Below are 21,471 nucleotides of genomic sequence, written 5' to 3' on the forward strand. Positions count from 1 at the left end.
TATATATAGACTAATAATAATTTGGGCGTTACCCCAATGAAAAATTGGGGTCAGGCTTTCCATTATATCTTTTTTCTGAAAAAGAAAAAAGGATGCCATTTCAATCCTTAACGCAGGCGTACTTGCTAATTATTTGAATATTAAATAGGTTTTTAATTGTCTATCGTGTTGAAAATAAAATGGTTAAGCTTGGTTTTTATTAATACTTATAAATATAATTCATAAATATAAATTATATTTGTAAAAAATAAATATAAAATGGCAACATTTACATCTTCTTTACCAGATAGTCTTTTAGAAAAATTATCTGTTTTGGCAAAAGAGTTACAACTTCCTAAAAATAGGCTCATAGAAAATGCTTTAGAACTGTATTTAGAGCAAGTAGAAAAAGCGAGTTATATAAAATCGTATCAACAAGCAGCTACAGATAAAGATATTTTAAAGGTTGCAGAAGAAGGGATGCAAGAGTATTTTACAGAACTTAACGATGCAGATGCGAACTAAATGAAGCAAGGAGAAATTTGGGAACTGTATTTAAACCCTGTAAAAGGAAGTGAGCAAAGTGGCAGAAGACCCGCAGTTATTATAAGTGGTAATATGTTAAACAAACATTTACAAGTTGTAATTGTTTGTCCGTTAACCACAAGTGTGAAAAATTATAAAGGAAATTTAATTATCAACCCAAATGAAATAAACGGGTTGACTAAAATTTCTGAAGTATTAACGTTTCACGTTCGTTCGGTTTCAAAAACCAGATTGGATAAAAAAATAGGTAAAATTCCATTAAAAGATATTGAAGTAATTAAAAAAACTTTAAACGATATTCTTAAATTTTAAAAATGATTACAACACCTTTAGATTCTGCACTTTTAGACTCAAAAGAACAATATGTTTTTTACCATAAAATGGTAGATTTTGTCTTAAAAGAACTCATTGTAAGTGTACAACAAGAGCAATTATGTACATACCAAGAGTTGTTACTTTTTAAGCAATATTCAGATTTACTTTTATATTCTATCGAAGCCATGCGTATTAAATATATGTACGACGAAGAGGATAATATGAAAGTCGATTTAACAGATTCTGGTTTCCCTAATTATTTAGAATTCCGGTTTTTGTACAACGATTTAGAGTTAAAAAACGATTATGTAAATAATTTAAAGGATACAGAGATTCTAAAAGCAGAATTTTTAAATACACTTTTAGTAAAAAAACAACCAATTAAAAGATTAGATTTATTTAAAGCTTCTTCTATTGTTTATTATACATCCGTAGAAAAAAAATACATTTTCAACCGTTTTGTACAAGGTAAAATTACAACGGCAAAAGAAGGAGATAATTATCAATATATGACAAGTTGGAGTTTCTATGATGTAAGTCATAACCGACCTTTTATTTGTTATTTATATTTTGATTACGATGGAAAAATTGACAAAGAAAAAATTTACGAAGTCTTAAAAGAAAGTGCCGATAGAGAAATGTCTTTAGACACAATGGCGTATAATATTGATCGAAAATTACCAGACATTCAACCCAAGCATCTAAAAAGAATCGATTTAGGACCTTTTCATAATGTTTTTGCAAAAGACGAAAACGAAATAACACATACTATTTTAGGCGGAATTGCTAAAAAAGAAATTCCTTTAGAATCGTATGCTTTATCCTTAAAAATAGATGAGGTTTTTTCTGGAGATACGTTTACAGAAGGAAGTTTTTTCTCGAAGCAAACCATGCAAAAATGGAGTGAGGTAATTCAACAAAAATACGTTTTAGCGCCTCATAGAATTATTCAATTATTGTATAATCAGACACCAAGAACATTAGATAAATTGGCGAAACCACCGATAGAGTTGAGTGGATTAAAGTAGGCAGTTTGCAGTCTACAGTTTGTATGAAAATAGGGTTGTTGAGAACTCTTTTAAAGGTTAAAAAAAATATAAGTTAGAAATATAATTTCGGCTAAAGCCCTTATGTTGTTTAATTTTTTAAACCTGTGGATAAATCTACAGACTATTAAAAACTATCATAAGATTGTATTTATTAAAATTTTGAATTGTCCCAGGTTTAACCTGTGTATGGAATGTTTATTTTGGAGTTAAATACCTGAAAAAAAAATATAATTTTGGCTAAAGCCCTTGTATTGTTTAAATTTTTAAACCTGTTGTTAAATTGACAGGCTATTAAAAACCATCATAAGATTGTATTTATTAAAATTTTTAATTGTCACAGGTTTTAACCTGTGTATGGAATGTTTATTTTGGAGTTAAATACCTGAAAAAGAAATATAATTTAGGCTAAAGCCCTTATGTTGTTTAAATTTTTAAACCTGTGGATAAATCCACAGGCTATTAAAATCCATCGTAATATTATTTATTAAAATTTTGAATTGTCCCAGGTTTAACCTGTGTGTATGGAATGTTTATTTTGGAGTTAAATACCTGAAAAAAAAATATAATTTTGGCTAAAGCCCTTGTATTGTTTAAATTTTTAAACCTGTTGATAAATTGACAAGCTATTAAAAACTATCATAAGATTGTATTTATTAAAATTTTGAATTGTCACAGGTTTTAACCTGTGTTTAGTTATTGAATATTATATTGGCTTTAGCCAAATTATTGCGAAAAAAATGCTAAACTAAACGTTGAAAAAGTCTTCCAAACTTTTTTTAAAAAACGTCTAAAAAATATAAAGTTTGTTCAGTTAAATGAAAATTAAATAAAAGATGCAAAAAAACTCAACTTTCCCAATAAAACAAAACGAATTAGATATGCTCAGAGATGAAGCTTCTGGTTATTTAAAAAGTATTCAATGGGAACAAAGTGCTAGAGCAAAAAATAAAGACAAAGACGCAAAAGACGAATCAATTTTATTGTATTTGTCGAGAGCTAATTCTGGAAGCAATGTAGAGGTTACTTCAGTTTCTAAAACTATTTTAGCTTTAAAAAAGCGCTTATTACCAGATTCAATTGCAATTCCTGTGTATTTGAATCAGACTTTGTATGCAGTGCAAGAAGGACTCACTTTAGGAATTTGGATTAAAGATAATTATTATGATTCGTCTGGTTTATCATCTTTACACGAACGAAAATCTGCTTTAGATTCTCAAGGAAAAAGAGAGTTTGAAAGTAAGATGCAAACAGCAACAGCTTTTCAATTATTTGCGACTTCCTATAAAATTTTACACGATTTAAAACCACATGCTTCAGATGATTTATCTGTGATGAAGCAAAAGTTTGCGGGAATTCCAGAAGTTTCGCTTTTATCACCTTTAAAAGGAATAGCATGTTCTTTGTTTTATTTCGATAAATATTTAGGACATCCAGAGATTGTAAAATCCGACAAAGATGTGATAGATTTTACGGTGGTTTTTTACGAGGCTTTAATTGATGAAATTCAACTTAGAAAAAGCAGTTTAGAATACACAGAAACCATTGTAGATAGAACGTATAAATTAGAAAAATCTGATTTTGCTGTTTCAGGTTGGGACAATGTTTTTTCGGGAACCGCTAAAAGTATAGCCTTTAATAAAATTCAGTTCGAGCAAATTGTAGGGAATAAAGATGCCAAACATTTTGCACGTAGATTAACAGAAAGAATGTTGAGTTACGATTTTGATGCAAAGAAAAATCCGTTTCAGGAATTAGGCGGTTTTATGCCAGTTTTTATGGGGTATGGAATCCCAGGAACGGGAAAATCCATGTTAATTGCGGCGATAGCAACACGACTAAAAGAACATGCAGATAATTTAGAGATTCCGTTTTTATTTCATCCAATGCCAGACACGTTGATTTCTACTTTTCAAGGAGGATCTGCAGAAAAAATGGTAGAATGGATGAAGCCAATGCAAGACCCAACAAAATTAATTTTTGCACCTATTGACGATGCAGAAAATAATTTACAAGAAAGAACTACACAAGGAGTTTCTGCCGGAGTAAAAGAAGTAATCGGAGTTTTCTTACGATACACAGAAGGTGCTTATGCTGTAAATTATGGAAATTCGTCTATCGGATTATTTACCAATTTACCAGAAATGTTAGACAAGGCAGTTATTTCTCGAGTACAAGGTAGATTCAAAATTGATGGAGCAAGAACAGAACACGATTTTCTAGATCAAGATTATATTTGGTGGAAAAAGTTAGAAAAAACAATGCCAGATTTTGTGAATATGCAAAACCCAGCTAATTATCAGTTTTTAAAAGACCAAGGATTGTCAAAAAATATGGGAGATGTTTTGGGTTCTGTAGAAAAACCATCTGAAGCAAGAGTTTTAGAAGCGTACGATAAAGCAGAAAAACTTCATAAAACGACAGATCATCAGTTTTTTTCGAGTCTATATAAAGAAATTCAACATATATTTCCTTTCTTTTCATCAAGAGATATTAGAAATATTCAATCTGCAATTTCATTGCGATTAACAGATTTCGATTTAGAACAAGATTGGTTTGAAAATCCGGAAACTTACTTCAAACAGAAATATGAAACCAAGTTTAATATGTTGCAAGAATTGATGAAAAGCAACATGAAAGGATTAAATTTTTCTGAAATAAGAAGACAAGAAGTCGTACGTTATTTAGACAATGTAGCCACGATTGCAGATACAGATTTTAAGAGAAAAGTAGATGCGAGAGTCAACCAAATGAATATCGATTTAGAAGCAAGAAAAACATTTGATCATGGAAAGTAATCGAATAAAAGATATAGAAAAGACATTATTGTCAGATAATTATTACACGTTAAATAAATTCAAGTTTAAGTATCAAATGTCTGATGGAAGTTGGGTAAACCAGATGCGAGAAGTTTATGAGCGTGGTCATGGAGCAGGAATCTTATTGTACAATACCACTAAAAAAACGGTAGTTTTAATCAAGCAATTCAGATTGCCGACTCTTTTACATGATAATAAAGACGGATTTTTAATTGAAATTCCTGCTGGATTATTAGATTTAGATAATCCAGAACAATGTGTCATAAGAGAAACAGAAGAAGAGGTTGGAATCCGTTTAAAATCCGTCAAAAAAGTATATGAAGGCTATTCATCACCGGGAGTTTTAACCGAAAAAATGCACTTTTTTGTTGCTGAATATACAGACGATATGAAGGTGAGTGAAGGTGGAGGTTTAGAAAGTGAAACAGAAGATATTGAAGTTTTAGAAATTCTGTTTACCGAAGCTGTAAGAATGTTAAATGAAGGTGAAATAGTAGATACAAGAACCATTGTGTTGTTGCAATATGCTATTATTCATAAATTGATAAATTAAAAATAATAACACAAAGATACACAGAGTTTTTAAAGAGTTTCACGGAGAATAATGTTGAAAAAACTCTGTGTATCTCTGTGAGTTCTCAGTGAAACTCAGTGTAATAATACTATGCAAAAACTAATAAAAGCCAAATTATACAGAAGCGAGTCTATTTCCGTTAGCGGAAAATTGGTAGAACGCTATAATAAATGTTTAATTAAACTAGGTTTTACAGCTACTAAGTTAACTTCATTTACCATAGACGGAGTAGGTTGGAGTCCGGAAATAGCAGAAGAAAAAGGAGTCTCTTTTTACTTAAATAATGGTGAAGCAAATACGTATGCCATAATTATTACACCAAAGCAAAAAGGATTACCAGTGTATAATCCGTTTAATTCTTTTGACAGAGAATTGATGAAAATGGTGTTTAAAAAACACGAAAAAACCATCAATGATATTACAAGAGATTCGGCAGTTTGTGTAGAATTTGATCAAAAAATAGATGTTTTTTATGAACCTTTAGATGTTTTAAGGTATAAAGACATTACCATAAAATTTCATTTAATTGATAATTTACACAAAGCCAAGGAAGAACAATTAAAGTTGGTAGCTTTATTTTATACTGATAACAACTTTATTGATGAAAAAGTTCATGAAAAACTGATAACATCAGCAAAAAAATATGGAGATTTAAGAGAACGAAATCTAAACATAGAAGAAATAACTTTTACAACAGATTCCTTTTATACAAAAGCTTTTGAAGGTGTTTTTTTATTAAGAGATTTAGTAACTCCGGTGCTTATTTTCGAAAATGAAGCTACGTATAAAGAAGCTATAAAAGACACAACGTATGATGTTTTAATGTATCATATTTCTCATAAAGAAATGATTGATAAATTAATCAGTTATAATGTTTTAGAATTAGATTTAGAAGAAGAAATTACTAAGAAAAGATATAAAAGAATTCAGAAATTTATTTTTTCTTCATATTTAAAAGAAACAGCGCATCCTGTAAAAGATATTTTAGAAGAAGAAATTTTATTTAAAAGCTATTTAAACAAAATTGATATTTCATCAAGAAAAAAAATAATGGGATTAGAGCGATTCTTAGAAAAAAAGAAGATTTCTAAAAATGCAAACCCAAAAGATATTATTGATGAGGTAGTTTACACTGCATTGCACAAACCACATTCATCATTAAAACCGAATCATCAAGATTTAATTTGGTATTTATTGGTTAATATTGCTCCGAAAGATATGTTGTTTCTGTATTGGTATGATAAAGAGCAGTTTTACAAAGTTTTTAAAACTTTAGAAAATTCAACACAAGATTGGGTAATAGAAACAGTTAAGAGTGGGTTTTAGGCTTTATAGTTTTAAATTTGTGTATTTTTATAAAGGATAAATAAATTAAATACTAAACCCAGCAAGGTTTCAAAAATCTTGTAGGTATAAAAAGTATTAGTTAGTCAATAAACCTACAAGGTTAAAAAAAAACTTGCAGGAAAATCTATAAAAAAATGACCATAGAAATCATCATATTTATTGCAGCAATTTTATTCGGAATTGTTATTTATTGGAGAGAATCAAGAGGTAATAAAATGTATCTATTCTTCAATAAAGTAATGAATTCAGAAGAATTACAAATGAAAGATACAGACACAAAAGGGTTTGTATTTCAACAAAACTTTGTTTTAAGGTTTGTTTATATCGCTGTTTTATTTCTAATAGGTATTTTAATTGTACAATTTTTAATTCCTATAAATTATGCAACAATTTCATTGTTTGCATCCATGATTTTCGGAACTTTGTTAGGAACTTATATTGCAGGAGTTGTTTTTAAATCATCAGAAATTATAGAAGAACAAACCGAAGCTTTTGAAGATAAACTAGAAGAAGTTATAGAAAAAGGAAAAGATTTTATAGAAGATTTTCAAACAAAAGAAGCTAAAGAAGTTGAGGTAACAAAAGAAGTACCAAAAGTTGAGGAGAAAAGCGCAAGAGAACGATTAAAAGATAAAGGATTATTGTAAAGATTCGTCATTACGAGTAGTTTTACAACGAAGTAATCTTTAAATAGAAATAATAAATAAATAAATAGATTGCCACGACTTTTTATCAAGAGCCTCGCAATGACAAGATAAAATTATGATTAAGAATTATTGGAGTAAAGGAGCAAAGCAAAAGAAGAGAGTCATTATGTTTTTTATAATATTGTTGGCTTTATTATTCTTTTTTAGAGACGATTATCAGCCAGCATTAATATTTGTTAGAAAATTTATTTTCATAATTTTATTATGCTTTTCATTACTGTTTCTAGGTTTACGTGGTTTCAGAAGATCGGTAGGTGTTGGTAAAAGAATCGGAATTTTATTTTTATTATCAGCATTTTTCGGAATCTTATATTATGTAGGTTTTAATTTAAATTTCTACGATTATATGAAGACTTATAATGTTTTTAATGATTTAAATAAGATAGAAATTCATGAGTTGCCATTAACTCAAAATGAAAGAATTCAGCCATTAAGAAACATTTTTTCTATGGCAAATGAGTCGGTAGGAGAAACCAAAGATGTATCACTACCACATTTGGTAAGAGTAGATGGAAACAATCAATGGACCATGGCAATTCAGCCAACAGAAAAATATTATTGGCAAGGACTAAAAGACAATACAGAAGAGATTTTTTCTGTGTCAAGTACCACACCTTTTCCGCGTTTTTCATCAGAAAATAGAATTTCAGTTACATTTTCAATCGGAGAATCTTTAAAATTCAGTAGAAATACCTACAATGCTGTTGTGCAACGTTTAAACCCTTGGATGCTTTTTAATTATGAGCCAAGTGACACGTATTACATGAAAAATGATAAAGGCGCTTGGGTAGAAGTGGTGAGTTTAATAAAGTGGAAAGGCTTCTTTTTTCCATACCCAAGTTTTGGCGGTGTTGTGGTTATAGATAACGGAGAACATAATTTTACAGATTATTTAGAAAGAATTACCATTGGTAAAGGAACCTATATTTCGCCAGATGAAATGAAAAATTATGCCTATTTAACCAAGCAAAACACATTGTCAGAGCGCGTATCTCGTTTGCAAGCAGAAAGTTTAAAATTTTTAGCAGGTTTTTCAGATCCATTACCTTGGAACATGGAAAGTGCCGTAAAAATTCCTACCGTACCAAAAGATCAAAATGCACAACCTTACGTAACCGATTTCGATTTTTCAGACAGCAAAACAGCTGCTTTTAGCGGCTTATATCACTGGTTTGGTTTAGAGCCAGTAGGTAATGAAAGAACCAGTTTAAGTTACAGTGTATTTATCCCCGCAGACGGTACAGATAGGTTTTATTATTACGATCATGCATCAAAAAAACAAGGATATGCAGGCGTTTCTGCAATGCCTTTAAAAGTAAAAGAATCTAAAAAAGAGTACGATTGGAACTCAAATACACCCGTAGAATTTAGACCTTATATTAAGAATATTGCAGGTAGAAAACGGATGTTTTTTCTAGGAACAGTTTCTACAATAAGTTCAGACAATCCAGAACAATTTGATGGTTCTGCAACGCCAGATTTAGCCTTAATTGACAGTGAATATAGAGATGTTGTTTGGATAAATGCTAAAAAACCAAGTACGTGGAACGAGGAAGTTTACAACCAATTAAATGAAGCTTGGAAAACGAGTGAAGGATCTAATTTGTACTTCGAAAAGCAAAAAACAATTTTAGAGCAGAACAAACAAGTTTTAGATTCTATAAAATTAATTTCTAATCAAGATAAAAATCAGCAAATATTAGATTCAATTAAGCTAATGTCTGCACAAGATAAAAAACGTACAGAAATAGAAAAGCTTCAAAGAAAAATAGATTCTATTAAAGAGAATCAGTAGTTTTTGTAGCTATTTCCCGCTTTCATTACTCGCTTTTTTTGTTAAAAAAACAAAAAAGAGCTCAAACAGACCATTCAATCGGGGCTAAGCTTGTTTGCCAACTTATATAAAACAGTCAATTTTGTTTTTTTAAGTTGACTTTTTTTTGGTTCTGAAATTCCCTTGTGCATTTGTTATTTTAGGTTTATATACTTAGAAAAACTTTAGAAAATCGTTATATTTGTTAGCTGTAATTAATACTAATTTTATTCTATTACGTCGCTAAATCAATTGAGAATCTAAATGTCTTCCTGAGCTTGTCGAAGGACATTCAATAACCAAAAAAAGTCTTCGAATAAGCTTGTATTGAACAAAGTCGAATTGCTCAGACAGACAAGTCATTTTTATAATTATAATAGTTAAAAACTAAAAATGTATTTTAAAGCGACTTTAAATACTTAAATTGGTATACTAAATAAAACCTATGATTTTTATTGATAATGAGGGGGGTACAGATCCTAAATTAAACTTAGCATTAGAAGAATATGCGTTAAGAAATTTTGATGCTTCTACAGATTATTTATTATTTTATATTAATGCGCCATCTATAATTATTGGTCGTAATCAAAATACGATAGAAGAAATTAACCAAGAATATATCGATAAAAATGATATAAAAGTAGTTCGACGTATTTCTGGCGGAGGAGCCGTTTATCACGATTTAGGAAATTTAAACTTCAGTTTTATTACCAATCATGACGGAAAAAGTATTAGTAATTTTAAAAAGTTTACAGAACCTGTAATTCGTGTTTTAAATGAATTGGGCGTACATGCCGAGTTAAAAGGTAGAAATGATATTCTAGTTGATGAAAAGAAAATTTCTGGAACAGCTCAATTTTCTACAGGAAAAAGAATGATTAGTCATGGAACTTTATTGTTTGATACAGATATGAGCGAAGTAGGGAAAGCACTTCAAGTAAAAATGAGTAAAATTCAATCTAAAGGACATAAATCGGTTAGAAGTCGTGTAGCAAATATTAGTGAATTTTTAAAAGAACCTATCACCATGGATCATTTTAAAAAGCAATTACTAACAGGTTTGTATGAAGCTAAAGAAGATTTTGAAATTCATAAATTAACCGAAGCAGAGTGGAAAGCTGTAAAAGAATTAAAAGCAACAAAATATGATTTGTGGGATTGGAATTTTGGAAACTCACCTAAGTTTAATATCCAACGTAATAAGCGTTTTCCAATCGGAGAAATAGATGTGCGTATTTTTGTTGAAAAAGGACATATTTCTGACTTTAAAATTTTTGGAGATTTCTTTGGCAGACAACCCATTGCTAATCTTGAAAAGTTATTAATTGGTGTTCCTTATAATAAAAATGAAATCACTAATAAGTTACGCCATATTACAATTGCAGATTATTTTGGAAAATTAGAAAACTCAGACTTTACAGCTCTTGTCTACGGCAATGATTAATTTTTTTTAAATTATCTGAACAGTATGTTGTATTGTTTTAGTTAAAAATACTTCCTTGGATTTATTTTCCTTGGTAAATAGTTTTTTATATTATATCTTTGTCGAGAATTTAAAAACCATTCGAGATGAAGACTACTAAAATTATATACTATATTTCTACGGCATTATTAACTGTAATCATGCTTTTTTCTGCAGGCATGTATATTTTCAATCATGAAGCAGTAGTAGGTATGTTTACTAATTTTGGTTACCCTACATACATCATTTATCCGTATGCAATAGCAAAATTATTAGGTTTGGTCGCATTATGGTTTTTATCAAATAAAACAATAAAAGAGTGGGCGTATGCAGGTTTTTTCTTCGCATTTATTTTTGCTTTTTTTGCTCATGTAATGATTGGAGACGGAGAACAAGGAGCATCTATTGCAGCAATGATCTTTTTAATTACTTCTTATGTTACTCACAAAAAAATAACAAATGGAAGAGCTTAAAACAGCAGAAGTAGTTTTAAGAAACAAAAACTATTTAGCAGAAGCAAAAACAAGAAATCACTTTTTAACAATGGATCAATCTGTTGCAGCTGGAGGAGATGATAGTGGAGCAACTCCAGTAGAATATTTATTAACGGCAATTGGCGGTTGTGTTTCTATGACGTTAAGAACCTATGCAGAGTTAAGAGGTTGGGATATTGGAGAAATTACAGTAAATGTTACCCAGCATCAAGACGAAAACGGAACGTATTTAACAGAAGAAATAGCTTTCGAAAAAGAAATAACAGCAGAACAAAGAAAAAAACTGATGGTCTTTGCAGGGAAATGCCCCGTTGCAAAAATGGTAAAAGGAGAAACCAGAATAGTTAGCAGTATTTTGTAATATAGTTTACTGTTTTCAGTTACAGAAAGTCAGTTTGAGTGATTACGCTTTTTCGATGTAATAGTATAGAAAACTAATAAAATTTAGAATATGAAAAAAATATTAGCATTTGCAGGTAGCACAAGTTCTACATCTATCAATAAACAATTGGCAACATTTGCAACAGAAAATTTAGAAAATACTTCATTTGATATAATTGATTTAAGAGATTTTATATTACCAATTTATAGTGAAGATGAGCATAGAAAAGCAATTCCAGAGGATGCTAAAAAGTTTACTTCTTTATTAGATAATTACGATGGTTTTATCCTTTCTTTAGCAGAGCACAACGGATCTTATGCAGCTGCTTTTAAAAATATTTTCGATTGGAGTTCGGTAATAGAAGGAAATGTTTTTAGAGACAAACCTTTATTGTTAATGGCAACATCACCAGGAGCAAGAGGCGGACTTTCAGTTTTAGAAACAGCTATTGCAAGATTTTCTAGACAAGGAGCTAAAGAATTAATTTCTTTCTCTTTACCTAATTTTCATGATAATTTTAAAGAAGGTACAATTGTAGATATAGCATTTTTATCAAGCTTAAAGGAGAAGGTAACAACATTTGAAAACGCAGTAAATCAATAATAAAATGAAAATAGTTTTATACGGAAGAGCAGGACATGCCTATACAGTAGCATTTAAAAATTTTTTGAATTCAACCGATGTTCCTTATATCTATAAAGATATTTCTAAAGATGTAGAAGCAAGAGAGCATAGCAAAGAATTGTATGATGGCGTAGCAAAGTATCCAACGTTGTTTGTAGATGATAAAGTGTATTTAACTCCAACTACAGAAGAGTTTAATAAAATAATGCAAGATTTAAGTTTAAGAGCGTAGGTTTTTTAGTTTTAAGAGATAAGAGATAAGACTGCGGACTAAAAAAGACATAAGACATAAGACTAAAGCTATGTTTTCTATGTTACTATGTGGTGGTTTTTTAAAAGTTTTAGAAACAATAAACAATAAACAATAAACAAGAAACAAGAAACAAGAATCAAGAAACAAGAAAAAGAAGGCTTCAGACATAAGATAAATGACAAAAAAAGAAGAATAAATGTTGTTATTTAAAGGACATTTTTTAATTTTCGAATACTGAATACTGAATACTGAATACTGAATACTGAATACTGAATACTGAATACTGAATACTGAATACTGAATACTGAATACTGAATACTGAATACTGAATACTGAATACTGAATACTGAATACTGAGACATGGGAGACATTTCTAAAGACATAAAATCGAAATTTGCAAGTAATAAGTTAAAGGCTTTAATCAATATTAAATACACTGCACATTGGTTAAGTAGCAAAGAGAATGAGTTTTTTAAACCTTTTGGAATTTCGCCACAGCAATACAATATTCTAAGAATTTTACGTGGAGCAAAAGATAGAATTAAGGTACAGATTGTAAAGGATAGAATGATTGAGAGAGCGCCAAATGCAACGCGTTTAATGGACAAACTTTGCGAAAAAAACTTAATAGAAAGAGAACGTTGTGAGCAGGATAGACGAGTTGTATATGTGAAAATTAATGAAAAAGGTTTAGAATTATTATCTAACATAGATGATAATAAAAATCTTTCTTTTTTAGAAAAATTAACGGAAGAGGAAGCAACTCTTTTAAGTGATTTATTGGATAAAATTAGATAATTATGAAAAAAATAATTCATACTGCAGCCACAAGAGGAAATGCAAATCATGGATGGTTAGAAGCAAATCATTCGTTTAGTTTTGCTAATTTTTATGATCCTAAGAGAATACAGTTTGGAGCGTTAAGAGTTTTAAATGACGATTTAATTGCACCAAGCATGGGGTTTGGTACACATCCTCATAAGAACATGGAAATTATTACTATTCCATTAAAAGGTGTTTTAAAACATAAAGATAACATGGCAAATGATTGGATTCCCGTTTTGCCTGGTGAAGTACAAGTAATGTCTGCCGGAAAAGGAGTCTATCATTCAGAAATAAATGGTTCTGCAAATGAACATTTAGCTTTATTTCAAATCTGGATAATGCCAGAAAAAAATGAAGTTACTCCAAGATATGATCAAAAGGAATTTGATATAAAAGATAGAAAAAATAAATTACAATTATTGGTGAATTCTTTTAATTCTGACGATGAAAATAGTTTGAAAATTCATCAAGATGCACAAATTTTTAGAATTGATTTAGATAAAAATCAAGATTTTAAGTATCAGTTAAAAAGTAAGAATCGTGGAGTATATGTAATGAATATTTCTGGTGATTTTGAAATTGATTCAACAAAACTAGGTAGTCGAGATGCAATAGGAATTTATGAAACAGATAGTTTTATAATTAACAGTCTCGCTAATTCTGAATTACTATTGATTGAAGTTCCAATGTAAGTAACATCTATTTAAATAAATAAGACCTCAAAGAATCATTTCTTTGAGGTTTTTTCTTTTCAAAAAATAAACATATCTTGCAAAGTATTATGCATGCATAGTAAATTTAATTCCAAGATTATGAAATATAAGCACATTTTTGAACCTTTAGATTTAGGTTTTACAACGTTAAAAAATAGAATTTTAATGGGTTCTATGCATACAGGTTTAGAGGAAGAAAAAAACGGTTTAGAAAAAATTGCGGCTTATTATGCAGAGCGAGCAAGAGGAGGAGTTGGATTAATTGTTACTGGAGGTATTGCACCTAATATACAAGGTTGGACAGCTCCTTTTTCAGCTAGAATGTCTACAAAAAAGCATGCGAAAGAACATCAGAAAATAACAGCTGCAGTACATAAAGAAGGTGGGAAAATTTGTATGCAGATTTTACATGCAGGTCGTTATGGTTATCATCCGTTTAATGTTGCACCTTCCAAAATAAAATCGCCAATAACACCTTTTAAACCCTTTAAGTTAATACAATCTGGAATTAATAGAACTATTAGAGATTTTGTAAATTCAGCAAGATTATCTAAAGAAGCAGGTTACGATGGTATTGAAATTATGGGATCTGAAGGTTATTTAATCAATCAATTTATTGTAAAAAGAACCAATAAAAGAACCGATAATTATGGAGGAAGTTATAAAAACAGAATGCGTTTACCAATTGAATTGGTAAAACAAACAAGAGATGCTGTTGGTAAAGAGTTTATTATAATCTATAGATTATCGATGCTAGATTTGGTAGAAAACGGCTCTTCTTGGGAAGAAGTAGTACAATTAGGAAAAGAGATAGAAAAAGCAGGAGCAACCATTATAAATACTGGAATTGGTTGGCACGAAGCCAGAATACCAACGATTTCTACATCAGTTCCTAGAGCAGCTTTTACTTGGGTTACTAAAAAAATGAAAGAAGAATTATCGATTCCTTTAATCACCTCTAACAGAATAAATATGCCCGAAACGGCAGAAAAAATATTGGCAGAAGGAGATGCAGATATGATTTCTATGGCGCGTCCTTTTTTAGCAGATCCAGAATGGGTAAATAAAGCAGCTGAAGAAAAAGCAGATGAAATAAATACATGTATTGGTTGTAATCAGGCTTGTTTAGATCATGTGTTTCAACAAAAAGTGGCAAGTTGTTTGGTAAATCCTAGAGCTTGCCATGAAACAGAATTGAATTATTATGAAACCGTATTTAAAAAGAAAATAGCAGTTATTGGCGCAGGTCCTGCGGGTTTATCTGCAGCTACAATTGCGGCACAAAGAGGTCATAAGGTTACTTTATTTGATGCTGACAAAGAAATTGGTGGTCAGTTTAATATAGCAAAACAAATTCCGGGTAAAGAAGAATTTTATGAAACCTTGCGTTATTATAACAAACAAATAGAACTCCATGATGTAACTGTAAAATTACATACTAGGGTATCTGTAGAAGATTTAAAAGATTCAGATTTTGAAGAAATTATTGTTGCAACAGGAATTAAACCTAGAGCGTTAAAAATAGAAGGCATTAATCACCCAAAAGTATTAAGTTATATTGATGTTTTAAAATTGAAAAAACCAGTAGGAAAACGTGTTGCAGTAATTGGTGCAGGCGGAATTGGTTTTGATGTTTCAGAATATTTAACGCATGAAGGAGAATCGACATCCTTAAATATTGATGCTTGGTTAAAAGAATGGGGAATAGATAAATCTTTAGAAGCAAGAGCTGGAATTGAAGAAGTGAAACCTGAATTTGAAGCGTCTCCTAGAGAAGTTTTTATGTTTAAAAGAAGTAAAGGTAAGTTTGGTGGCAACCTTGGTAAAACTACCGGTTGGATTCATAGATCGACTTTAAAGAAAAAGAAAGTCCAATTTATTGGTGAAGTTTCTTACACAAAAATTGATGATGAAGGGTTGCATTATATTCAGAATGAAAAAGCAGAAATTTTAAAAGTAGACAACATTGTTATTTGTGCAGGTCAAGTTCCTTTTAAAGAATTGTATCAACCTTTATTAGATGCGGGTAAAAGGGTGCATGTAATTGGTGGTGCAGATTTTGCAAGTGAATTAGATGCAAAAAGAGCAATTAATCAGGGTGCACGATTAGCGGCAAACCTTTAAAGTATAAAATATTTTAATAAATTATTATATTTTCAAAAAATAGAAGTAGAAGTTTTTTTAGTAGCTTGCACCTAAATAAGAAACATAAACTAGATAATGAAGAAAATACTTTTTATTGTAATCCTTTTTTTTACTTTTAATATTGTAGCACAACGCTCTAGAGGTGGTGGTGGAGGAAGACAACAAGGACAAAACCCAGAATTGAATCAAACAAAAGAGGTTAAAAAACTGAGTGCAAAAGAAATTGCGGGTATTTTTTATTATGATGTTGATGAGGTGATAAAGAAAGTTAAGATTAAAGATGATGACAAAAAATATTCAGCAACCAAAGCATTAAGAAATTATAATTTTAAAGTAAAAGAAATTTTATTCTTAAATGCTGAAAAATTTACGGATTTAGATCTTTTAATGAACGCAATGTCTAATGAAAGAGATAGTGAAAGTAATAAAAACATAAGAGAAAAGATAAGAGAAGTCACTAGACCAATTAAAGAGAATGTTCATGAACATGAAAAAGAACTCAATGAAATTCTAAGAGGTGTTTTATCAGAAAAACAAGATAAGAAGTGGTTAAAATATCAAAAGAGCATCATAGAAAGGTTACAGCCTAAAAAAGCAGAAAACAATAATCAAAATTCTAGACCTAGTAGAGGTAGCGGAATGAGAAGACAATAACTGAATTAAATCCTATGTTTATAGGATTTTTTTGTGTTAATAAATATTATAGTACATTTAGAAAAAATTAAAAATAATCTATGAAATCATTTTCTGTAGAAGAAATAACATCGCTTGTAAAAGGAGAACAAATTGGTATTTGTAAAGACAAAATTAATGCTCCAGAACAAATAGAAAATGCCATAAAAGGGAATGTTACTTTTATAGGGAATTCTAAATATGCAAAATTGTGGGAAACCTCTAACGCTAGTATTGCTATTGTTTATGATGGAATAAAAATTACTCCAGAAGAAGGAAAAGCATTTATAAAAGTGAAGAATCCAGATTTGGCAATGGCAGTTTTATTAGAAGCTTTTGAGCCAGAGTCTCCTTATTTTGAAACGGATATTCATCCGACGGCAGTAATAGATAAAACAGTTAAATTAGGAAAAGGATGTAAAGTCGGTGCAAATTCTTATATCGGTAAAAATGTAGTTTTAGGAGATAATGTAACAATTTATCCTAATGTTTCTATTTTTGATGACACCACAATTGGCAACGAGACTGTAATTTGGTCTGGAACGGTTATTAGAGAACGTACTAAGATAGGAAGTCATTGTATTTTTCATATAAATGTAAGTATTGGAGCAGATGGTTTTGGTTATAGACCAAGTCCGGATGGTAGAGGTTTAGTAAAAATTATTCATATTGGAAATGTTGTAATTGGAAACGCAGTAGAAATTGGCGCAAATTCATGTGTAGATCGTGGTAAATTTAGTTCTACTATTTTAGGTGATGGTTGCAAGATTGATAATTTGGTGCAAATAGGTCATAATTCTGTTTTAGGAAGATGTTGTATTATGGCAGGACATAGTGGTTTAGCAGGTTCTGTAACTTTAGGAGATGGCGTAATTATTGGCGGAAGTGCTTCTATTAAAGATCATGTTACTATACATTCTGGTGCCAAAGTAGGTGCTGGCTCTGGTGTTATTGCAGATGTTCCTGCTGGTAAATCGGTTGTTGGTTATCCTGCATGTGATTCTAGAGAAAAAATGAAACAATGGGTAGCAGTGCGTAAACTTGGAAGAAACTAAATCTTTATTCCGAGTTACTTTATTACTTACTATTTTTAAAGGCTTTTTACTAAAGGCTATAATTGGGCAATACCAAATAATTACCGATATTTGCCAATCAAACTAACGAATTACGAATTATGGGAATGAATAAAAATACAGTATTAGGCTTTGCTACGCTTATTATGATACTTGTTGGCTTAGGCTTAATAGCTTTAGGGGCTTTTAGATATAATGAAGTTGCTGGATGGGGATTTGCGGCAGTTGGTTTTGGTTTCTTTTGTATTGCATGGGTTTTTAATGCATTAAAAGGTAGAGTATAAAATAATATACAGTCTTAGTTTACAGTAATAGTTTTAGGTTTTAAGCAGATGCTTAGAACTTTTTAATTTTCAATTTTTTAATATATAATACAATGAGCGACGATAAGAAAGTAATCTTTTCGATGAATAAGTTGTCTAAAACTTATAAATCAACAGGGAAACAAGTTTTAAAAGATATTTACTTAAGCTTCTATTATGGAGCAAAAATTGGTATTCTTGGTTTAAATGGATCAGGAAAATCAACTTTATTAAAAATTATTGCAGGTGTAGAAAAGAATTTTCAAGGTGAAGTTACTTTTGCACCAGGTTATAAAGTTGGGTACTTAGAGCAAGAACCACAATTAGATCCAGAGAAAACAGTTTTAGAAGTTGTAAAAGAAGGAGTTGCAGAAACAGTTGCAATTTTAGAAGAGTACAATAAAATAAACGACATGTTTGGTTTGGAAGAAGTGTATTCTGATGCAGATAAGATGGATAAACTAATGGCACAACAAGCGGTTTTGCAAGATAAAATTGATGCAGCAAACGCTTGGGAGTTAGATACCAAATTAGAAATAGCAATGGATGCGTTAAGAACGCCAGATTCTGATAAGAAAATCGGGGTACTTTCTGGTGGAGAAAAAAGACGTGTTGCTTTGTGTAGATTATTATTACAAGAACCAGAAATTTTATTATTAGATGAGCCTACCAATCACTTGGATGCTGAATCTGTACACTGGTTAGAGCACCATTTAGCACAATATAAAGGAACTGTTATTGCTGTAACGCACGATAGATATTTCTTAGATAATGTTGCTGGTTGGATTCTTGAATTAGATAGAGGTGAAGGAATTCCTTGGAAAGGAAATTATGCTGCTTGGTTAGATCAAAAATCTAAGAGAATGGCACAAGAAAGTAAAACAGCTTCTAAACATCAAAAAACATTAGAAAGAGAATTAGATTGGGTTCGTCAAGGAGCCAAAGGTCGTCAAACAAAGCAAAAAGCACGTTTGAAGAATTATGACAAGTTAATGAGTCAAGACCAGAAACAAACAGACGAAAAATTAGAAATCTACATTCCTAATGGACCACGTTTAGGAACAAATGTTATAGAAGCAACCGGTGTTTCTAAAGCATTTGGAGATAAATTATTATATGACAATTTAGAATTTAATCTTCCGCAAGCAGGAATTGTAGGTATTATTGGTCCCAATGGAGCTGGTAAGACTACCATTTTTAAAATGATTATGGGAGAGGAAACTCCAGATGCAGGAAGCTTTAATGTAGGTGAAACTGCTAAAATTGCATATGTAGATCAAGCACACTCAGATATTGACCCAGAAAAAACAATTTGGGAAAACTTTTCTGACGGACAAGATTTAGTAATGATGGGAGGCAAGCAAGTAAATTCTCGTGCTTATTTAAGTCGTTTTAATTTCTCTGGAAGTGAGCAAAACAAAAAAGTAAATACACTTTCTGGTGGAGAGCGTAACCGTTTGCATTTAGCAATGACGTTAAAAGAAGAAGGAAACGTTTTATTATTAGATGAGCCTACCAATGATTTAGATGTAAATACACTAAGAGCATTAGAGGAAGGTTTAGATAACTTTGCAGGTTGTGCGGTTGTAATTAGTCACGATAGATGGTTTTTAGATAGAGTTTGTACACACATTTTAGCTTTTGAAGGGAATAGTGAAGTATATTTCTTTGAAGGTGGTTTCTCTGAATATGAAGAAAACAAAAAGAAACGTTTAGGTGGAGATTTAATGCCAAAACGAATTAAATATAGAAAATTAATTCGATAATATTTCGAAATTATATTTTACAAAGAGGTTGTCTATAAAGTGAGTTTTTGTCAATCTGAATTTATTTCAGATTCTTTTGAAATTTGATATTCAGTAAATTAAGATACTGAAACAAGTTCAGTATGACAAGATTTATTGCTTTTTAGACAACCTCTTTTTTGCAACCTGAATTTATTACAGGTTATCATATTGCTTGCTTATCATTGTGTTGAGATGCTGAAACAAGTTCAGCATGACAAAGTTTATTGCTTTTTAGATGACCTCTTTCTAGTTTGCAATAGTTTCATCATTTTTTTCACAAACGACATATTTGTCGATAATATATTTTGTAATTGGATCTAGCTCCTTTAATGTTTCTGGATGAACACCTCTTTGTGTAAAATACTCCATTTTTCTTTTAGCAGATTTTCCATACCAAATTAATGGCTTTCCATTTTTAAAGAAAGGAGTTTCTTTGGTGACTTCAATTTTCTTGAAATTTTCGATATTGATATTATAAAAAGAATTATCTATTGTATTTTTCAGGGTACAATCACTCTTTTCAAAATGTGTTTTTTTCCACAGAATACATGTTTCAGAATTATTTGTATTGTAACTATTAAGAACAAACAATGCAGGGAAAAGCATTAAAATAGAACTTCCAATAAATTTTTTCTTGTGTTTTTTTAGCACAAATTCCTTTTCAAAGACCTTGGAAATAAAATTTACTTTTTCTTCAATAATTTCTTTTGTTGATTCTTTTTTAGATTGATATGCTTCAAAGTCTGACCAACCCAAATATTGAGACATAAAGTCTAAAAGATATTTATTAGGTTCTTTAACAATTACCTGTTCTCTTTCTTCAACATACTTATTATATAATCGTGTAGCTTTTCTTACACTGACATAATTTTTATCATTAGAACTAACATCTTGTAGTTCTTCTACCCAAAAAGTGGCCTGTGCATTTTTATTCTTCTTAAGTTCTTTTTTTTCAATTTCATTGAAAAAATCAGTCACAAGTACTTTAATCATCCTTAGTTGTTTGGTTGTCCAAAAGTAGACAATTTAGACAGAACAAGATTGACACTGTCTAAAAATAGACAATTTTAGATTGGTTAAAAACTGACTATTATTTGACTACTGCTAACTTTAACTCACTTCGGATATTTGCAGCAGGAATAGTTTTCTAAAAAAAAGAAAGGAAATTATTACTAAAAAACTAGAATGACATAGTGATGTTTTTTTGATTGGGAAAACAAGATTACAAAGCTATTTCATGCTACAACTTCCCGTTAAAGAGGCGCGCGACTCTTTTAAATTTTAATGTGTTGTGAATAACAAATAAGCTGAATTCTAAAATTCGGAGGGCAACACTTTTGTTTAATTTTTAAAAGAAAGTAACATGAATAAAGTATTTTTAGTATTTGCAATAGTACTAACAAACAGTGTTTTTACATCCTGTACAGATTTAGATGAAAACTTAGAAATAGCACCTGTAAAATTAGAGGTTTCTGCAACTGGAGGTGAAGGAGGGCAAGATCCTATAGAGGAAGAAGATCCTGTAAAGCAGAATTAGTATTTCTAAATATAAATAGTATTTTAGAGGAATGAACCAAGTAAAAGTTACATTCC

Annotated in this window: 22 protein-coding genes; 21 read left to right on the forward strand and 1 reads right to left on the reverse strand. The window is 30.3% G+C overall.

What is annotated here, in order from left to right:
• Nucleotides 1-258 precede the first annotated feature (258 nt).
• From KV700_RS16755 to ettA, 20 genes are all read left to right on the forward strand, one after another.
• Nucleotides 259-504, forward strand: a complete 246-nt coding sequence (locus KV700_RS16755) for a ribbon-helix-helix domain-containing protein (RefSeq protein WP_166383018.1) — start codon at nucleotides 259-261, stop codon at nucleotides 502-504.
• On the forward strand, nucleotides 505-837 hold the full coding sequence (locus KV700_RS16760) for a type II toxin-antitoxin system PemK/MazF family toxin (protein ID WP_218598587.1): 333 nt from the start codon (nucleotides 505-507) through the stop codon (nucleotides 835-837).
• A gap of 2 nt (nucleotides 838-839) precedes the next feature.
• Nucleotides 840-1,868: a hypothetical protein gene (locus tag KV700_RS16765; protein WP_218598588.1), complete on the forward strand. Its 1,029-nt coding sequence runs from the start codon at nucleotides 840-842 to the stop codon at nucleotides 1,866-1,868.
• Nucleotides 1,869-2,722: 854 nt separating this feature from the next.
• Nucleotides 2,723-4,684 (forward strand): AAA family ATPase, encoded by a 1,962-nt coding sequence (locus tag KV700_RS16770; protein WP_218598589.1) that lies wholly within the window; start codon nucleotides 2,723-2,725, stop codon nucleotides 4,682-4,684.
• Nucleotides 4,674-5,258, forward strand: coding sequence for an NUDIX domain-containing protein (locus KV700_RS16775; RefSeq protein WP_166383026.1), 585 nt, complete (start codon nucleotides 4,674-4,676; stop codon nucleotides 5,256-5,258). Before KV700_RS16770 ends, KV700_RS16775 begins: the two co-directional genes overlap by 11 nt.
• 111 nt (nucleotides 5,259-5,369) lie before the next feature.
• On the forward strand, nucleotides 5,370-6,605 hold the full coding sequence (locus tag KV700_RS16780) for a DUF6638 family protein (RefSeq protein ID WP_218598590.1): 1,236 nt from the start codon (nucleotides 5,370-5,372) through the stop codon (nucleotides 6,603-6,605).
• A 155-nt stretch (nucleotides 6,606-6,760) separates the two neighbouring features.
• The gene (locus KV700_RS16785; protein ID WP_166383030.1) at nucleotides 6,761-7,273 is read left to right on the forward strand and encodes a hypothetical protein; all 513 of its coding nucleotides are present in this window, start codon (nucleotides 6,761-6,763) and stop codon (nucleotides 7,271-7,273) included.
• Between the two features lie 115 nt (nucleotides 7,274-7,388).
• Entirely contained in the window at nucleotides 7,389-9,128 is a 1,740-nt protein-coding gene (locus KV700_RS16790) for a hypothetical protein (RefSeq protein ID WP_218598591.1), read from the forward strand.
• A 463-nt stretch (nucleotides 9,129-9,591) separates the two neighbouring features.
• Nucleotides 9,592-10,590 (forward strand): lipoate--protein ligase, encoded by a 999-nt coding sequence (locus KV700_RS16795; protein WP_218598592.1) that lies wholly within the window; start codon nucleotides 9,592-9,594, stop codon nucleotides 10,588-10,590.
• Between the two features lie 125 nt (nucleotides 10,591-10,715).
• Complete coding sequence (locus tag KV700_RS16800; protein WP_218598593.1) at nucleotides 10,716-11,081, forward strand: DoxX family protein; 366 nt, start codon at nucleotides 10,716-10,718, stop codon at nucleotides 11,079-11,081.
• Nucleotides 11,068-11,463: an OsmC family protein gene (locus KV700_RS16805; protein WP_218598594.1), complete on the forward strand. Its 396-nt coding sequence runs from the start codon at nucleotides 11,068-11,070 to the stop codon at nucleotides 11,461-11,463. Before KV700_RS16800 ends, KV700_RS16805 begins: the two co-directional genes overlap by 14 nt.
• Nucleotides 11,464-11,553: 90 nt before the next feature.
• Nucleotides 11,554-12,087 carry an NADPH-dependent FMN reductase gene (locus tag KV700_RS16810; RefSeq protein ID WP_166383040.1) on the forward strand — a complete coding sequence of 178 codons (534 nt, stop codon included), beginning with the start codon at nucleotides 11,554-11,556 and terminating at the stop codon, nucleotides 12,085-12,087.
• 4 nt (nucleotides 12,088-12,091) lie between these two features.
• The gene (locus KV700_RS16815; RefSeq protein ID WP_166383042.1) at nucleotides 12,092-12,340 is read left to right on the forward strand and encodes a glutaredoxin domain-containing protein; all 249 of its coding nucleotides are present in this window, start codon (nucleotides 12,092-12,094) and stop codon (nucleotides 12,338-12,340) included.
• Nucleotides 12,341-12,721: 381 nt separating this feature from the next.
• Nucleotides 12,722-13,159 (forward strand): MarR family winged helix-turn-helix transcriptional regulator, encoded by a 438-nt coding sequence (locus KV700_RS16820; RefSeq protein WP_166383245.1) that lies wholly within the window; start codon nucleotides 12,722-12,724, stop codon nucleotides 13,157-13,159.
• Nucleotides 13,160-13,161: 2 nt separating this feature from the next.
• Complete coding sequence (locus KV700_RS16825) at nucleotides 13,162-13,878, forward strand: pirin family protein (RefSeq protein ID WP_166383044.1); 717 nt, start codon at nucleotides 13,162-13,164, stop codon at nucleotides 13,876-13,878.
• 117 nt (nucleotides 13,879-13,995) lie between these two features.
• Nucleotides 13,996-16,023, forward strand: a complete 2,028-nt coding sequence (locus KV700_RS16830) for an FAD-dependent oxidoreductase (RefSeq protein WP_368384776.1) — start codon at nucleotides 13,996-13,998, stop codon at nucleotides 16,021-16,023.
• Nucleotides 16,024-16,119: 96 nt separating this feature from the next.
• The gene (locus tag KV700_RS16835; RefSeq protein ID WP_218598596.1) at nucleotides 16,120-16,698 is read left to right on the forward strand and encodes a hypothetical protein; all 579 of its coding nucleotides are present in this window, start codon (nucleotides 16,120-16,122) and stop codon (nucleotides 16,696-16,698) included.
• A gap of 80 nt (nucleotides 16,699-16,778) precedes the next feature.
• Nucleotides 16,779-17,771, forward strand: coding sequence for a UDP-3-O-(3-hydroxymyristoyl)glucosamine N-acyltransferase (gene lpxD / locus KV700_RS16840; RefSeq protein WP_218598597.1), 993 nt, complete (start codon nucleotides 16,779-16,781; stop codon nucleotides 17,769-17,771).
• Nucleotides 17,772-17,896: 125 nt separating this feature from the next.
• Nucleotides 17,897-18,073, forward strand: coding sequence for a CAL67264 family membrane protein (locus KV700_RS16845; RefSeq protein WP_240914557.1), 177 nt, complete (start codon nucleotides 17,897-17,899; stop codon nucleotides 18,071-18,073).
• 92 nt (nucleotides 18,074-18,165) lie between these two features.
• A complete protein-coding gene (gene ettA / locus KV700_RS16850; protein WP_218598598.1) occupies nucleotides 18,166-19,857 on the forward strand; it encodes an energy-dependent translational throttle protein EttA in 1,692 nt (563 codons plus the stop codon).
• Nucleotides 19,858-20,124: 267 nt separating this feature from the next.
• Here ettA and KV700_RS16855 read toward each other — a convergent pair whose 3' ends face one another.
• Nucleotides 20,125-20,871: a hypothetical protein gene (locus tag KV700_RS16855; RefSeq protein WP_166383054.1), complete on the reverse strand. Its 747-nt coding sequence runs from the start codon at nucleotides 20,869-20,871 to the stop codon at nucleotides 20,125-20,127.
• Nucleotides 20,872-21,241: 370 nt separating this feature from the next.
• Between KV700_RS16855 and KV700_RS16860 the strand changes: the two genes are divergently transcribed.
• Entirely contained in the window at nucleotides 21,242-21,415 is a 174-nt protein-coding gene (locus KV700_RS16860; protein ID WP_218598599.1) for a hypothetical protein, read from the forward strand.
• The last annotated feature ends 56 nt before the right edge of the window (nucleotides 21,416-21,471 follow it).

This window comes from Polaribacter sp. NJDZ03 (assembly GCF_019263805.1).
Lineage (GTDB): Bacteria > Bacteroidota > Bacteroidia > Flavobacteriales > Flavobacteriaceae > Polaribacter.

Coding starts and splice junctions, on each gene's coding strand:
- KV700_RS16755 (WP_166383018.1), top strand. CDS start 259: ATGGCAACATTTACATCTTCTTTACCAGATAGTCTTTTAGAAAAATTA.
- KV700_RS16760 (WP_218598587.1), top strand. CDS start 505: ATGAAGCAAGGAGAAATTTGGGAACTGTATTTAAACCCTGTAAAAGGA.
- KV700_RS16765 (WP_218598588.1), top strand. CDS start 840: ATGATTACAACACCTTTAGATTCTGCACTTTTAGACTCAAAAGAACAA.
- KV700_RS16770 (WP_218598589.1), top strand. CDS start 2,723: ATGCAAAAAAACTCAACTTTCCCAATAAAACAAAACGAATTAGATATG.
- KV700_RS16775 (WP_166383026.1), top strand. CDS start 4,674: ATGGAAAGTAATCGAATAAAAGATATAGAAAAGACATTATTGTCAGAT.
- KV700_RS16780 (WP_218598590.1), top strand. CDS start 5,370: ATGCAAAAACTAATAAAAGCCAAATTATACAGAAGCGAGTCTATTTCC.
- KV700_RS16785 (WP_166383030.1), top strand. CDS start 6,761: ATGACCATAGAAATCATCATATTTATTGCAGCAATTTTATTCGGAATT.
- KV700_RS16790 (WP_218598591.1), top strand. CDS start 7,389: ATGATTAAGAATTATTGGAGTAAAGGAGCAAAGCAAAAGAAGAGAGTC.
- KV700_RS16795 (WP_218598592.1), top strand. CDS start 9,592: ATGATTTTTATTGATAATGAGGGGGGTACAGATCCTAAATTAAACTTA.
- KV700_RS16800 (WP_218598593.1), top strand. CDS start 10,716: ATGAAGACTACTAAAATTATATACTATATTTCTACGGCATTATTAACT.
- KV700_RS16805 (WP_218598594.1), top strand. CDS start 11,068: ATGGAAGAGCTTAAAACAGCAGAAGTAGTTTTAAGAAACAAAAACTAT.
- KV700_RS16810 (WP_166383040.1), top strand. CDS start 11,554: ATGAAAAAAATATTAGCATTTGCAGGTAGCACAAGTTCTACATCTATC.
- KV700_RS16815 (WP_166383042.1), top strand. CDS start 12,092: ATGAAAATAGTTTTATACGGAAGAGCAGGACATGCCTATACAGTAGCA.
- KV700_RS16820 (WP_166383245.1), top strand. CDS start 12,722: ATGGGAGACATTTCTAAAGACATAAAATCGAAATTTGCAAGTAATAAG.
- KV700_RS16825 (WP_166383044.1), top strand. CDS start 13,162: ATGAAAAAAATAATTCATACTGCAGCCACAAGAGGAAATGCAAATCAT.
- KV700_RS16835 (WP_218598596.1), top strand. CDS start 16,120: ATGAAGAAAATACTTTTTATTGTAATCCTTTTTTTTACTTTTAATATT.
- lpxD (WP_218598597.1), top strand. CDS start 16,779: ATGAAATCATTTTCTGTAGAAGAAATAACATCGCTTGTAAAAGGAGAA.
- KV700_RS16845 (WP_240914557.1), top strand. CDS start 17,897: ATGAATAAAAATACAGTATTAGGCTTTGCTACGCTTATTATGATACTT.
- ettA (WP_218598598.1), top strand. CDS start 18,166: ATGAGCGACGATAAGAAAGTAATCTTTTCGATGAATAAGTTGTCTAAA.
- KV700_RS16855 (WP_166383054.1), bottom strand. CDS start 20,871: ATGATTAAAGTACTTGTGACTGATTTTTTCAATGAAATTGAAAAAAAA.
- KV700_RS16860 (WP_218598599.1), top strand. CDS start 21,242: ATGAATAAAGTATTTTTAGTATTTGCAATAGTACTAACAAACAGTGTT.